Here is a 13,197-nt window from a genome sequence, read left to right as displayed (position 1 = left end):
CTACCTCCGGCTAGTCGGGTTTGACTACGGGTTTGAATTCTAAAATTTAGAAGGTATGGTATCGGTCACAGCTGATGCTGGTGTAGTCGATCTGACAAGCAATCACACGATGGGTGGGCGGCAATGGCCGTGGTGGGACGTGCCGAGCGTGGTCGGCCGATGAACATGCTTCCTTCCAAGAAGGACGTACTCGCAGCCTGTCGCGGCGAGATCGCCCGCGACCACGAACTACTCCACGCGATCGGCGAACTCGCCCGCCTGCACGCCGAACGCCTATCCGCCATCTGCGAACGAGTAGCCGAAATCGATTCCACCCGAACCGAATTGACCAAGAACATCGACCACTGGATCGACCGGCACCTACCACCGTCCCACGGCGGCGCCCGAATCCACACCGAAACCATAGGCGCGGTAGTGGACCGCCTGGCCCAACTGACCGCCCACGCCCACGCCATCCTCATCGGCCCCGCCCCACCCCGGGAACTCTGCGACGCCTGGGAACTGGTAGCCGAACTGGCCGTCGCCTACGAAGACCTGACCGACGAGGTCGCAATCGGCCACCGCCGCCTCCCCGGAAGCCATTGAGCCCCAACAACAATCCCCCGGAGACCGCCATGACCTCCCCCTTCTGGCCTTTCGTCCTCGGCACCGCAGTCGGCATCGCCACCACCCTGCTACTCAGATGGCTCATATCGGCCGGCGTCCCCCCGCCCGCCACACCGTAGCCGCGATCTCCGCCCGCCTGGAACACGAAACCGCTTACAACACAAGGAAACTCGAAATCCCGAGCCGCGCCCGCAGCCCACACGCCCAAGCTTCGAATCCTCCGGTCCGGTCGTCGGGCACGCGGCCCTTTGCCACGACCGGATTCGCTACCTCTCGGCCCGCGCCGGATAAGCCGTGACGGTGTCGCGACTCCGGCTCGGGGCCGCCCCGAACCGTTGCCGCGATCTCCGCCCGCCTGGAACGCGAAACCGATTACAACACAAGGAAACTCGAAAACTCGAGTCGCTCACGCAGTCCATGCGCCAAAGCTTCGAATCCTGCGGTCTGGTCGTCGGGCAATCGGCCCTTTTGTCACGGCCGATTCGCTCACCTCGCGGCCCGACCCAGATATGTCGCGATTGCGGCTCGAGGCCGCCCCTCGAACCGCAGCTGCGATCTCCGCCCGTCTGGAGCGCGAAACCTATTTCGACACAAGGAAACTCGAAACCCGAGTCGCTCACGTAGTCCACTCGGCGAAGCTTCGAATCCTGCGGTCCGGTCGTTGGGTAATTGGCCCCTTTGTCACGACCGGATTCGCTACCTCGCGGCCCGCTCCAGATACGCCGTGACAGTGTCGCGACTGCGGCTCAAGCAGGCGATCTTGTCGTCGAGCGTGGTCAATTCCGCCCGCAGCAGGGCGGCGAACTCGCTGTCGCACGCCTCGGTCCAATCGGCGGGACGATCCGCGGCCGACAGGACTACGCGGATCAATCTGGTGGGCAGGCCCGAGCGGATGAGGCTGGCGATGGTGCGGGCGCGCTCGATGTCGGCGGTTTGGAAGTAGCGGTAGCCGTTCGAGCCGCGGGTGGAGTGCAGCAGGCCCTGGGCTTCGTAGTAGCGCAGCATCCGGGTGGAGATTCCGGTGTGCTCCGCGAGTTCGCCGATCTTCATCGTGAGCTCGAACTTTCCGCTTGACTTTGACACTTATGTCAAAGTTTACGTTCTCGATGTGAACTTCTTGATACCTCTGCTGGCGCTCGGGGCGGCGACCTTCACGACCGTCAGCGCGGAGATGATGCCCGCCGGAGTCCTGGATGCGATGAGTTCGTCGCTCTCGGTCGACGTGTCCACGGCCGGGTTGCTCGTGACCGGTTGGGCGGGCACCATCGCCGTGACCGGAATTCCGTTGGTGCGCTTGACAATGCGCTGGTCTCGCAAGTCGGTGATCCTCGCGAGCCTCGGCGTCATGGCGGTCGCGAACCTTGCCACCGCGCTGGCTCCGACATACGCGATCGCGTTGCTCGCCCGCATGGTCGCGGCGGGCGCGCACGGGTTGTTCTGGGCCGTGGTCGTCGCGTACGGGGCGTCCCTGGTGCCGCCCGAGCGGGTCGGGCGGGCCCTGTCGATCGTGCTGGCCGGGCCCACCGTCGCGGGTCTGGTCGGCGTGCCGTTGGGTACGCAGGTGGCGCATCAGGTCGGCTGGCGGGTGAGTTTCGCGGGACTGGCCGTGCTGTGCGTGGTGTGCGCGGCGGTCATCGCGATGCTGGTGCCGCAGGTCGGCGGCGGTGCGCGACCCGAGTCCGAACGGTGGGACCGCTCGGCGCGATCGGTGCTGCTGGTGGCGGGCGGCGGATTCTTCTCGCTGATCGGGTACTACTCGGTGTTCACCTTCGTCGTACCCGTCAGCGGGGCCGCTGGAATCGGTGCGGGAGCAGTTTCTGGAGTGTTGCTCGCCAGTGGTGTCGGTGGTTTCGCCGGAGTTCTCGTCGCGGGTCGGATCGGTGATCGCTGGCCCACCGCGTCGCTGCCGCTGACCGCGCTCGCGCTGGCCGTGGTCACCGCCGGGATGGGATTATCCAGTGGGGCAATCGTTTACGTCGTGCTGGTCACGCTGTGGGGTGTGCTGATCGGGATTCTGCCCGTCGTGCTGCAAGCGCGCGTCATGCGAGTGGCCTCCGAGCGGTTCCGCAACACCGCGGGCAGCATTCTGATCACCGTGCTGAACCTGGGCATCGGCCTCGGCGCGGGCCTCGGCAGCCTCACTTCGGCGCTGGACCTGCTGCGATATCTCCCGGTCAGTGCCGCGGCCGTCGCCCTCCTCGCACTCGTACCGTTCGCTCTGCTGCGCTCGGAACCACGGGAGCGGTCCGACGAACGCGACCCGCGGCCTGTCGAAGAGGTATTGCAAGGTTGCGATACCAGCGGTTAGCTGGACATGAGCTTGATGGTCACCCTAAGCTTTTGACCGCGTTTGCGAGACACGGTCACGGAGTCCGGTAGTTCCTTACCTGCCCGTACCACTGAAGCTGTACATGCCCGGCCGGGGGACGGTCTGGCAGCCCGCATGCAGGTGATCGGTCGTCCAGCGCGCGCCCCGATCTCCTGGCCGCCGACGGTTGTCGCGTCGATCTTCGCGAGATGTGCCGGTCTCGGCGGATGGCAATGCATCCGAATCGCTGTACCGACACGTCGAAAGGGATTGTATGGCAAGGGATTTGACGCAGCTGGAGTTGCTTCGGGAGCTGGAGCCCACGGTTGCGCAGAATCTGGACCGGCATCTGGGCATCGCCAAGGAGTGGTATCCGCACGACTACGTCCCGTGGGACGAGGGCCGCAACTTCGCCGCCATGGACGGGATCGACTGGGAACCGGGCCAGTCGCGCCTGTCCGAGGTCGCCAAGGTCGCCATGATCACCAACCTGCTGACCGAGGACAACCTGCCCTCCTACCATCGCACCATCTCCGAGAACTTCTCCAGCGACGGCGCGTGGGGCACCTGGGTCGGCCGCTGGACCGCCGAGGAGAACCGCCACGCCATCGCCATGCGCGACTACCTCGTCGTCACCCGCGGCATCGACCCGGTCGCGCTGGAGAACGACCGCATGGTGCACATGACCCGCGGCGTGCACGCACCGGCCGAATTCGGCGGCGTCCTGGACCAGGTCGCCTACGTGACCGTGCAGGAACTGGCCACCCGCGTCAGCCACCGCACCACCGGCCGCGTCTGCAACGACCCCGTCGCCGACCGCATGCTCACCCGCATCGCCGCCGACGAGAACCTGCACATGGTCTTCTACCGCAACGTCTGCGGCGTCGCCCTGGACCTGGCCCCCGACCAGAGCATGGAAGCGATCACCAAGGTCGTCAAGCACTTCAAGATGCCCGGCGAAGGCATGCCGAACTGGCGGCGCAACGGCGTACTCATGGTCAAACACGGCATCTACGACCTCCGCCAACACCTCGACGAAGTCCTCAACCCCGTCCTGCGAGCCTGGAACATCTTCGGCCGCAACGACTTCACCGCCCGCGGCGAAGCCAGCCGCGAGGAACTCGCCGAATACATGGACAAACTCGCCCGCGACGTCGTCAAGTTCGAGGAACAGCGCGCCCGGATCCTCGCCCGCGAGGCCGCAAAGGCTGGAAGTTCCGCCGTACCAGTGTGATTCGACTGTGCGTTGCCCGGATCGGGTGTGTGCTGTCGGCACTGGGTGCCGCTGGTACGCACCCGATCCGCGTGTCGCCTCGGTTTGGTGCTGGTGCGTTCAATGGCCCGATTCCGGGCGATCATGACTGAAAAGGAACCGGCCGACCCTGGCAGGCGACGTTACCCGAGTTCGGATAGCTCGGTCCTGGCATCCATCAGCGCGAACCCGAGAAGGTTGGATCCGCGCCATTGGCCCGGGTCCTGCGCTCGCGGATCGTCGGCAGCAACACCGATGCCCCAAATGCGATCCACTGGGCTGGCCTCGACGAGTACGCGACTACCGGTAACCAGGAGGAACTTCTTCAGATCGGGATTCTGACCGAACTTGGCGACGTTCCCGGTCACCACGATCTGATAGCGGGCCTCGTTCCACTCTTCTTCATCGAAATTCTCGACCTGCCGACCCAACGACTTCGCGTGCCCGGGATGCTCAACCGTCAATATCTCTCGCGCCAACGCCTGGTTGCCGAACAACATCGCCTTCCGCCACATCATGTAGTGCTCAGCAGTCGCGAATTCGGTCCCATCGACCGAGAACCGACTGGACCACCACTGACTCAAACAAGCACGACCAACCCGCCTTCGATGATCCGGCGTATGCCCCCAAAAGTACAGATATTTGAAGTCAACCTGCGATTCGATAGCAGCTATCAAATCAGACACAGACCGCGGCTCACTCATCTCAACCCCGTCGACACTCATCGCAATAATCTATCCTCTTCAAAGTATGCAGCTATTCCAGAGTTTTCGAGCTCCCTACGTAGCCACTTGAGTTCCGCATGAGTGCCCCTCAGTCCGACAGCTCGAATCTCATCTGCCCGAGCTGTCGCATCTGCGATCGATAAAGATGCATCTGCGCGAAGTACCTTCAGCAGCATAGACAGTTTGCCTTCGAGTTGACCTACGTGAAGCGTCCGTAGCCCATTCGTCGCGATCATTGCAGCGCGGATATGCTCCGGCGACAACCAGGTAACTCCCACGTGCCACAAATTTCCGCAATCAGCACAGTGATACTCCGCATCCCAACGAGGGCCGTTACTGTCGAGCACTTCCGAAACTGTTCCTTGCGCGATGCCATCGCAGTCATCGCATTCGGCTTCCGAATGTGCACTCTCATAGAATATTCATCGATCTTCTGCTTTAGTCATCGTTATCGGAGCTATCGTGGCGTTTGCCGTATCCAGCCAGGTCGCTTGTAGATCTGCGCACTCTATATAGAGGTCGCCGACGGTGAGTGTGATCTCGTGGGAGCAGCCGGGGCGTGCGGGCAGAATTTCGTCAATGAGTACGGAGCCTAGTCCGTCGAAGGTGCCTCCGCGGCGATCGAGGTAAAGTTCGAACCTGGTTACGCCGATATATTTTATGGTGAGTCCGTAGTCGTGCTTGAACTTATTCGGACTGAGACCGATCAGAATATCGCCCTGATCGTCATTGCTGACTGTCTCCAACTCGAGATCCTTGACGCACCTGGTTCCGAAGAAATTGTAGTGCTCCGGGGCGGATGCAAATGACCACGACTCGGCTGGAAGCAGCTTCTCCAGAGCGGGTAGTTGTTCAATGTATTCGTCTGCACCTACGGTGAAACCAGGAGGATCAGTGTTCGGATATGCTTTGACAAACTTCACTTGCGGGTCCCCTTGGTGGTTCTGGTCGGATTTCGTTCATCTGTCTGATGGCTCAATGTGGAAAGGTGCGTGGAGGGCGGAGTTCGAGCCCTGCACGGTGCTGTCCTATCCGGGCTGAAATGTCGGAAAGGTCGATGGTGTCCTCCAGTCTCGGTAGGTACAGGTTGTGTGCGGCCAGGCCGGGGAGGTCGAATGTGAAATACATTCCCATCAGTGGGTTGACGAATAGATCATCAACCCGTTTTCTGCCCGGCATCGCCATATTTCCGTGTTGTCCGGACAGTGCTGCTGATATCTGGTGATTCACAATGCTCGGGCGATTCGGTGTGGCGCTTGCGGCGTGTTCGACTGCCGACTTGTAGCGTTGAGACTCAGATGAATGGCTCGGTATCGAGAACGCGCCGAGGTACGCGCCATCGCGGTCGAGGTCCGCTATATTCTCCAGCACATGAACATGGTTGACGCCGTGGAAGGAATCGATTCCGAAACCGAGGCATGTGGCGAGACGTACCGGGATGTCGTGCAGCCCGGCGACGGCTGCCAGACTGGCTGCGTCCTCCTCGGGCGTCCCCAGCATGTATTCGTCGCCGCGTAGCAGCATGTCGGTCCCTCCGTCGATCAGGATTATGGCGTCGAGCTGAAGGCGATCGGCCAAGACCTGATACGCAGTTCGAAGTCGAGGGACTCCGGTCCGTGCCAATGCATAAACCGTATCCGGATAGCCCTGCTGCGACAACCAGGTAGCCAGAGTGAGTTCGGGAAAATAGGTTTCGGACTGCCGCCCTTGCCCGGCGCTCACTGCGGCAAGGAGACTGTCGGCCAGCCATCCGCAGGAACCCATCACCTCCGTGTCGGTGAACGACAGGTTGGCCAGGTGAACCGATACTCCTGTGTCCCACAGGGTAAATGCCAAAGGTAATCCGGCATAAATATCGAACCCGCCGCCCGCACCGGCAATGAGCACAGACTTCGAATCGGTCAGACGTGTAAATAATTCAGGTGTAAGCACAGTCCTGCGCTATCTTTGATCGGCTGAGAAGTTATGGATTTCTATGATCATCACCGTCGGCTGGTCGGATCCGGAAAAAACGCTCTCGAGTTCCGATAGATTTGCTGATGTCCATATTTTCAGTGCTGCTATTCGACTGTCTCGTAGGCAAATTTATCTCAGACTTTCGGAACTGGCGAGTGCGTCTCGGACAATGGAGATCAACTCCTGATCGGAGATGTCGGTATCCTGCTTGTTTTCTGGGTCTATGGCGTACTCCTCGATGGCATAGAACACCTCGTTCAGTACGTTTTCGAATTGAGCGGATATCTTTTCGCCCGAGTTGAGTGAACGTCTGTGCGCGGCGTGCCACTCTCGCGCGAACTGTGTTGCAGTCAGATCCCCGTCGACCACTGCGCGCATCAACTCTAATTGTTCGTCGATTCCAGCCCCTGCAACGACGTCGTCCGGCCTCTTCCAAACCTTCATCTTTCGCCTGTCGCCACGAGTCCGGTTCCTCGAGGTGTCATCATTCTTTCCGGTCATGTGTCACGACCGCGAAATTATGGCGCATATCCCAGAGTGCAGCCTCGCTTCGTCTATTTCTGAGTTATTTACGGTCAGGTTGTATTCGGTACTGTCGAAAATTTCGATCTCGATCACGGGCGGCTCTCCGATGGCGGTGTACGCGACGATCTCGCCTTCATACATCTGATCGAGGCTGCTCGCGAATTCTTGTATACTTGCCCAGGTGAGATGGGCTTTGCCAAGATCTACCTCATCCTGGAACTCGGCCCAATTCAATCCTTTGGGGTACGTTCCGGATCCGTCGAACGACAATACTACCCACGTGAATGATTTCTCGTCGAACAGTTCGATTACATCGATCAACGGTATGAAGGAGTTGGTCTTCGTCCACATAGGGACTGAGACGCCGGTCATCGCTGGCTTTCCTGAGGCCGAGTCGTTCGCCATGCTCGTCAGCTGGTGGCGTTGGGGAGGCTTACTGCGTTCAGGTTTGCGGCGTTGCTGGTGTCTTGGGATTGGAGGGACTCGGCGGCCTTGTTCAGGGAGGTTGCGTCTTCGTCGAGGGATTCGCCGGCGGACTTGATCGCGGAGGTGCCGTCTTCTTCGACTGTGTTCACGAACAGTGGGGGGAGGAAGGCGCAGATCTTGCCGAACGCTTCGGTCGGCATCGATGCGGTCTGTGCGGCGTTCAATGCCTCGTTGACCGAATCTGCCACGCTGAGTACGTTTTTCGCGTGGGTGCGGATCTTGTCCGGCTCCGCGTTGATCTGTTTACTGCTCATCCCGCCCCCGTTCGTCGTCTCCCGGTGGGAGATCGTGCCTGTCACAGAATATAGCGAAACCCGGTGACAAGTTTCGAGTACGCGGATCAGGTCAGCCAGGACTTGCGTTGGTAGAACTCGTCGTCCTCGTCGTCTGGTCGGGGGGAATTATCAAGTGGGGCAGCGTGATCCAGTGTCTCGGTGTCGGTTTCTCCGGGGAAGCGCCGGACGTAACCGCCGATGATGTGCTCACCCGCGGTGTCCTCGCCGACGGCGTCGTGCACGAGTTCGGTCACCTGCTGCCGCAGCGAGACCTGCGCGCGCCGCATACAGGCCATCAGCTCGGCCGAGATCGTGGCCGGATCCGCGCCGCGCGCGCGATCGGTGAGGCGCAGGTCGGTGGGCACGCCATCGGAATCCACGCTCACACTGACCAACTCGCTCGACGCGGTCGCGGACAGCCCCGTCATCCGGGCATGCAGATCCTGGTACCGCTCGGCCTTCTGCTCGAGATCTTCGGCCCAGCCACGCATCTCGCGGGCGGCCTCATCGGGATCACTGACCACAACGTCACGATACCGGTGGGCCGCAGCGAGTGTCGCCGGACGGCAACGGGCGAGTCCGGAAGTCGCGAAGTTCGGGAATTCAGCCGTGCCAATGTGATTCGGCCGGGTGTACGCGGAATACCGGAACTCGCAATTCGCGCGGTGACCGGACCGGACACTCAGCACGGGAACGGTAGATGCGCGCAGAATCGTTCTACAGTCCAATCCCGTTCACCACTGTGTGCAGTCGCCCGGCGACATGAGCACGGGACGATCCGACTGGAGGGAGTCGTCGATGGCGGCTGAGCACGACGGACAGGTTTCGTCCTCGGGGGAGGGCCGGGCGGTTTCGCGAGGTGAGGTCGTGCGGCGGGTGGGGTGGGGTGCGCTGGCGCTGTCGGAGGCGATACTGCGGACGCGACTGTTGCAGGGGGTGGCCCTGTTCTCGCTCATCGTGATGGTGTTCGGGGCGATGGCCGGGAACCTCGTGATGACCGTTGTCTGCGTGGGCGTCGGTCTGGTGGGGCTGGTGCTGTTCGGGGTCGCGTTGAAGCGGAGGTGGCCGGCCGGGCGGCAGTGGGTGTTCATCGCCGTGGTGTTCGCCGTGGACATCTCGCTGATCGTCGTTGCCGCGGATCTCGGTCGGTAGCGGGCCGGGGAGGGGGCCCGGACGTCGTCCACGGGCTCGTGACCTGCTGGTCCCAGTCTATTCACTGGGCTGTGTCGGTGCTCGGTTGTAAACTTTCATCACAACCGCAGATTGTTCGAGACCGGAAAGCAGGCCATAGGCACTTTTGCGAACACCAGGTGAAATAGGCGACCCGACAACTCCCACCGCCGGCTCCGGCGGCAACGGTACCGGACCGGCCGCGCGGACCGCGCGCTCCAGTATCGAACTCGCTCCAGAATCCGTTTTCGGCTTCCTCGGTTCGGCCGACGAGAACCTGCGTGAACTCGAACGCCTGCTCGATGCCGACATCCATGTCCGCGGCAATGCCGTGACGCTCACCGGCCGGCCCGCAGACGTTGCCCTGGCCGAGCGGGTGATCGAACAGCTCGTGGCGCTGACCGGGCGTAATCGGGTGGTCACGCCCGAGGCCGTGCGGCACACCCATGCGATGCTCACCGAGGGTTCCTCGGATTCTCCGGCCGAGGTGCTGAGCCTGGACATCCTGTCCCGGCGCGGCAAGACCATCCGCCCCAAGACGCTGAACCAGAAGCGCTACGTCGATGCCATCGATGAGCACACCGTCGTGTTCGGCATCGGTCCGGCCGGTACCGGCAAGACGTATCTGGCCGTCGCCAAGGCGGTGCAGGCGTTGCAGAACAAGCAGGTCAGCCGCATTATTCTGACTCGGCCCGCGGTCGAGGCGGGGGAGCGGCTCGGCTTCCTGCCCGGCACGTTGAACGAGAAGATCGATCCGTATCTGCGCCCGCTGTACGACTCGCTGCACGACATGATGGATTCGGAGTCGATTCCGAAGCTCATGCAGTCCGGCGTCATCGAGGTCGCGCCGCTGGCCTATATGCGCGGTCGGTCGCTGAACGATTCGTTCATCATCCTGGACGAGGCGCAGAACACCACGCCCGAACAGATGAAGATGTTCCTGACCAGGCTCGGCTTCGGTTCCAAGATCGTCGTCACCGGCGATATCACCCAGGTCGACCTGCCCGGCGGCACCCGCTCGGGCCTGCGCGTGGTCAGCGATATCCTCACCGATGTCGAGGACATCCACTTCGCCCAGCTCACCTCGAGCGATGTGGTGCGGCACCGCCTGGTCGCCGAGATCGTCGACGCCTACGAGCGTTACGAGGCCGATCGTCCCGCCGTCGCGGCGCCGCACTACCCGGGCAACCGGGCCCAGCGCCGCGCCGCGGAGCGTTCGCGCCGCTGAGCACGTCGGACGGATATCGGAGCGAACGGCCTTCGCTCCGATATCCGCTCGTGTCGTGAAACCGCTTCGGCGTGAACGTATTTCGCCGGACCGGTGGTCGAATCCGGTGAGCCGTCAGCTGGCCGGGGCGAGCCGGTCGGTTCGGTGCCGGGCCGCCGGCGCGAGTTCGAGCACGGCGTAGCCGGTCAGCACGATCCCGAAACCCGGGCCGACGATCGTGCTGGGCGCGACCGTCGTGCTCAGGCCCACGATGAGAGCGGCCAGCGCGATCAGGCAGGTCACGACGCTCAGCGGCCGCGCGCCCGGGCTGTTCAAGGGGGTTGCGAGCGCGTAGAAGTGTGTCCCGACGACTCCTGCCACCGCGACCGGGACGAACGTCGGGTGCCCGGTCATGCTCAGCACGACCGCGAGGGCTCCGCCCGTGGTGAACTCGATGGCGACCACGATCCAGTAGCGACGGCGTGCCGCGGGCGTGAGACTCGGTGTGTCGGCCGTCCGGCTGCGGAAACAGATGACGGCACCGGTGATGCCGACGAGGGTGGCGATCACCGCCCCGGTATCGAGCCAGATCCGCAGCCATTCGGGTGGCGCTTCCTGGCCCCAGTTGAACCACATCATGCCGAAGAACCCGAAGATCACCGCCGTGATGGCGCGTGACTGCAACGACCTCCGACCGCTGGACGTCTCCATCATTCCCTCCCGATCCGGATTCTCCCCTGCGCACAGCTTACGGAAACGCCACCGGGAGCGCGATATTCAGTTCGTGCGGAGTTGTACGCCCGGATTCTGGGCGAGAACGTCGGCGACGGACTGTGCGATCATCGCGATCTGCGGGATGTAGGGCAGGACGCCACCGACGAGGGGACCGGCGGATTGCAGTGGACCGGGGCCGATCTGTTGCAGGAGGCGGCTCAGGGTGATGGGGGAGCCGGGCGGGGCCGGAGGCAGCACGCTGGGACGGTCGGTGGGGAATCGCGTTGGGTCGGAATAGATTCCGCCGTCGCTGATGATGCCGATGGCGAGGGTGCCGGACAGCAGGGCGCCGCCGCTGTCGCCCGGCAGAGCCAGGGCCGTGTGCTTGAAACGGATCGGCGGTCGCTGCGGGTCGGGCTGGTCGACGGCGATGATCACGCCGCAGGTGAATCCGGTCGTGGTACCCGATTTGCACACGGGCGCACCGGAAACCGGGATGCCGACGCCGGTGACCCGGACGGCGGGGCCACCGATCGGGCCGCGAACGAGGTTGTTGCGGAACGACTCTCGTGCCTCCGGGGTGGCGCGGACGATCGAATAGTCGCGGACGCCGTCCACCACCGACTTCTCGAAGGTGCCGGTCGCCGGGCCGGTGATGCGGTCGTGCTGCCACCGGAAGGTCTGCTGATCCGGGGCGAGGGGCTGCCCGGCCAGCACGGATTCGTTGCAGTGTCCGGCGGTGAGTGCCGCGGGCGTGCCGTCGCCGTCGATCACGTTGAACGCCCAGGAACAGCGGGCCGCCTGATTGTTCGGCGTGCGGCTCACATAGACGTCGCCACCGGCGATCGGCGCGTTCGAAGTCTCCTGCGCTACCGGGGTCCGCAGGTCGGTCCGAACACTATGCACCGCAACGGGATTCGCGGGTTCGTCGCCGACCTGGAAGCCCATCTGCCGGGCCGCCTCCCCGGCAGCACCGACAGCCGAAACCATCGCCCGTCCCTGCTGATCGAGCCAGACCCCGCGCACTGATCCGGGGGCACGCCGCTGCTCCGTCGAAGCGAAGACGGCCAGCCGCTGCGCCAGCTCCGACCGCCGTTCGTACTCCGAGACGGAAATCCCGAGATCCCGCTGCACCGCGGCGGCCAGCGCCCCGGACTCCGGACTCGCGGCCGGCGCCGCCGACGCCACCGGAACGCACATCATGGCGGCGAAAACTGCCGCAACCGAGGCCGGGCCCACCGAGCGTGTGGTCTTCACCGGCGCGAACTTAGCAGCCCGCACCCGATCGAGTGGCCAGCCGCGCCATGTTCACAGGCAGCATCGACCGTCCGAGCGGACGTTGCGCAGCACCGGCGCGCAGTGCGCGGAGGCCCGGCCGTGGTGGCCTAAGCTGTCCGGCGTGAGTATCGAGATCGCCAACGAATCGGGAATGGACGTTCCCGAGGAAGATCTGGTCAGCGTCGCGCGTTTCGCGATCGGCCGCATGGACGTGCATCCGGCCGCCGAACTGTCGATGGTGCTGGTCGATCTCGACACCATGGCCGACCTGCACATGCGGTGGATGGATCTGCCCGGGCCGACCGACGTGATGTCCTTCCCGATGGACGAGCTCGAACCCGGCGGCCGCCCCGACGGCGCCGAACCGGGTCCCTCGATGCTCGGCGACATCGTGCTGTGCCCCGAGTTCGCCGCCGCCCAGGCGGTCAAGGCCGGGCATTCGCTGGATCACGAGCTCGCGCTGCTGACCGTGCACGGCGTCCTGCACCTGCTCGGCTACGACCACGCCGAGCCGGAGGAGGAGAAGGAGATGTTCGGCTTGCAGAACAACCTGCTCGCCGAATGGTACGAGAGCCTGCGCGAGGCCCAGCGCCGTGCCGACCTCGCCGAACGCGACCGCAAACTGCTCGGCAAGACCGGTTTCGGCGACGCGGGCGATCCGCTGGATCCGGCATGAGCGAAGCGCGGCTGCGCGG

General features: G+C 63.4%; 16 protein-coding genes. 6 read left to right on the top strand and 10 right to left on the bottom strand.

The features are described 5' to 3' along the window. The first annotated feature begins 159 nt into the window (after positions 1–159). The gene (locus NRB20_RS18805) at positions 160–585 is read left to right on the top strand and encodes a DUF4254 domain-containing protein (protein WP_153411416.1); all 426 of its coding nucleotides are present in this window, start codon (positions 160–162) and stop codon (positions 583–585) included. A 717-nt stretch (positions 586–1,302) separates the two neighbouring features. Here the strand turns inward: NRB20_RS18805 and NRB20_RS18800 are convergent. Further along, the gene (locus NRB20_RS18800; protein WP_319945091.1) at positions 1,303–1,689 is read right to left on the bottom strand and encodes a MerR family transcriptional regulator; all 387 of its coding nucleotides are present in this window, start codon (positions 1,687–1,689) and stop codon (positions 1,303–1,305) included. 25 nt (positions 1,690–1,714) lie between these two features. Here NRB20_RS18800 and NRB20_RS18795 point away from each other — a divergent pair, with 25 nt between their 5' ends. Both NRB20_RS18795 and NRB20_RS18790 read left to right on the top strand, forming a co-directional pair. Continuing rightward, positions 1,715–2,914: an MFS transporter gene (locus tag NRB20_RS18795; RefSeq protein ID WP_153411415.1), complete on the top strand. Its 1,200-nt coding sequence runs from the start codon at positions 1,715–1,717 to the stop codon at positions 2,912–2,914. 274 nt (positions 2,915–3,188) lie between these two features. Further along, positions 3,189–4,148: an acyl-ACP desaturase gene (locus NRB20_RS18790; RefSeq protein WP_153411414.1), complete on the top strand. Its 960-nt coding sequence runs from the start codon at positions 3,189–3,191 to the stop codon at positions 4,146–4,148. Between the two features lie 161 nt (positions 4,149–4,309). Here NRB20_RS18790 and NRB20_RS18785 read toward each other — a convergent pair whose 3' ends face one another. The 7 genes from NRB20_RS18785 to NRB20_RS18755 all read right to left on the bottom strand — a co-directional run bounded on the left by NRB20_RS18785 (position 4,310) and on the right by NRB20_RS18755 (position 8,657). Further along, the gene (locus NRB20_RS18785; protein WP_227833633.1) at positions 4,310–4,891 is read right to left on the bottom strand and encodes an NADAR family protein; all 582 of its coding nucleotides are present in this window, start codon (positions 4,889–4,891) and stop codon (positions 4,310–4,312) included. Positions 4,892–5,313: 422 nt separating this feature from the next. Beyond that, entirely contained in the window at positions 5,314–5,814 is a 501-nt protein-coding gene (locus NRB20_RS18780) for a hypothetical protein (RefSeq protein WP_153411413.1), read from the bottom strand. A 52-nt stretch (positions 5,815–5,866) separates the two neighbouring features. Then, positions 5,867–6,823: a DUF1152 domain-containing protein gene (locus tag NRB20_RS18775; RefSeq protein WP_319945090.1), complete on the bottom strand. Its 957-nt coding sequence runs from the start codon at positions 6,821–6,823 to the stop codon at positions 5,867–5,869. Between the two features lie 153 nt (positions 6,824–6,976). Next, on the bottom strand, positions 6,977–7,291 hold the full coding sequence (locus NRB20_RS18770) for a colicin immunity domain-containing protein (protein WP_194289920.1): 315 nt from the start codon (positions 7,289–7,291) through the stop codon (positions 6,977–6,979). 60 nt (positions 7,292–7,351) lie between these two features. Further along, the gene (locus tag NRB20_RS18765) at positions 7,352–7,777 is read right to left on the bottom strand and encodes a hypothetical protein (protein WP_153411411.1); all 426 of its coding nucleotides are present in this window, start codon (positions 7,775–7,777) and stop codon (positions 7,352–7,354) included. Between the two features lie 5 nt (positions 7,778–7,782). Continuing rightward, the gene (locus NRB20_RS18760; protein WP_153411410.1) at positions 7,783–8,157 is read right to left on the bottom strand and encodes a type VII secretion target; all 375 of its coding nucleotides are present in this window, start codon (positions 8,155–8,157) and stop codon (positions 7,783–7,785) included. Positions 8,158–8,198: 41 nt separating this feature from the next. Beyond that, on the bottom strand, positions 8,199–8,657 hold the full coding sequence (locus NRB20_RS18755) for a YbaB/EbfC family nucleoid-associated protein (RefSeq protein WP_153411409.1): 459 nt from the start codon (positions 8,655–8,657) through the stop codon (positions 8,199–8,201). A 274-nt stretch (positions 8,658–8,931) separates the two neighbouring features. Between NRB20_RS18755 and NRB20_RS18750 the strand changes: the two genes are divergently transcribed. Beyond that, the gene (locus tag NRB20_RS18750) at positions 8,932–9,285 is read left to right on the top strand and encodes a hypothetical protein (protein ID WP_153411408.1); all 354 of its coding nucleotides are present in this window, start codon (positions 8,932–8,934) and stop codon (positions 9,283–9,285) included. Positions 9,286–9,448: 163 nt separating this feature from the next. Then, complete coding sequence (locus NRB20_RS18745; RefSeq protein WP_319945117.1) at positions 9,449–10,531, top strand: PhoH family protein; 1,083 nt, start codon at positions 9,449–9,451, stop codon at positions 10,529–10,531. 114 nt (positions 10,532–10,645) lie between these two features. Here the strand turns inward: NRB20_RS18745 and NRB20_RS18740 are convergent, their stop codons facing one another. Together NRB20_RS18740 and NRB20_RS18735 are read right to left on the bottom strand one after the other, a co-directional pair. Next, on the bottom strand, positions 10,646–11,221 hold the full coding sequence (locus NRB20_RS18740) for a hypothetical protein (RefSeq protein ID WP_153411406.1): 576 nt from the start codon (positions 11,219–11,221) through the stop codon (positions 10,646–10,648). Between the two features lie 66 nt (positions 11,222–11,287). Beyond that, on the bottom strand, positions 11,288–12,481 hold the full coding sequence (locus NRB20_RS18735) for a S1 family peptidase (protein ID WP_153411405.1): 1,194 nt from the start codon (positions 12,479–12,481) through the stop codon (positions 11,288–11,290). 142 nt (positions 12,482–12,623) lie between these two features. Between NRB20_RS18735 and ybeY the strand changes: the two genes are divergently transcribed. Next, positions 12,624–13,178, top strand: a complete 555-nt coding sequence (ybeY, locus tag NRB20_RS18730; protein WP_319945089.1) for an rRNA maturation RNase YbeY — start codon at positions 12,624–12,626, stop codon at positions 13,176–13,178. Positions 13,179–13,197: the final 19 nt, after the last annotated feature.

Origin of the sequence: Nocardia macrotermitis, from assembly GCF_009604405.1 — a bacterium.
Lineage (GTDB): Bacteria > Actinomycetota > Actinomycetes > Mycobacteriales > Mycobacteriaceae > Nocardia > Nocardia macrotermitis.
The sequence above is the reverse complement of the archived record's forward strand: the minus strand, read 5'-3'. Positions and strand labels throughout refer to the sequence as shown.

Bases quoted from the DNA above. Each gene is read 5' to 3' on its own strand.
- NRB20_RS18790 (WP_153411414.1), top strand. From the start codon at position 3,189: ATGGCAAGGGATTTGACGCAGCTGGAGTTGCTTCGGGAGCTGGAGCCC.
- NRB20_RS18765 (WP_153411411.1), bottom strand. From the start codon at position 7,777: ATGGCGAACGACTCGGCCTCAGGAAAGCCAGCGATGACCGGCGTCTCA.
- NRB20_RS18740 (WP_153411406.1), bottom strand. From the start codon at position 11,221: ATGGAGACGTCCAGCGGTCGGAGGTCGTTGCAGTCACGCGCCATCACG.
- NRB20_RS18805 (WP_153411416.1), top strand. From the start codon at position 160: ATGAACATGCTTCCTTCCAAGAAGGACGTACTCGCAGCCTGTCGCGGC.
- NRB20_RS18750 (WP_153411408.1), top strand. From the start codon at position 8,932: ATGGCGGCTGAGCACGACGGACAGGTTTCGTCCTCGGGGGAGGGCCGG.
- NRB20_RS18770 (WP_194289920.1), bottom strand. From the start codon at position 7,291: ATGAAGGTTTGGAAGAGGCCGGACGACGTCGTTGCAGGGGCTGGAATC.
- NRB20_RS18785 (WP_227833633.1), bottom strand. From the start codon at position 4,891: ATGAGTGTCGACGGGGTTGAGATGAGTGAGCCGCGGTCTGTGTCTGAT.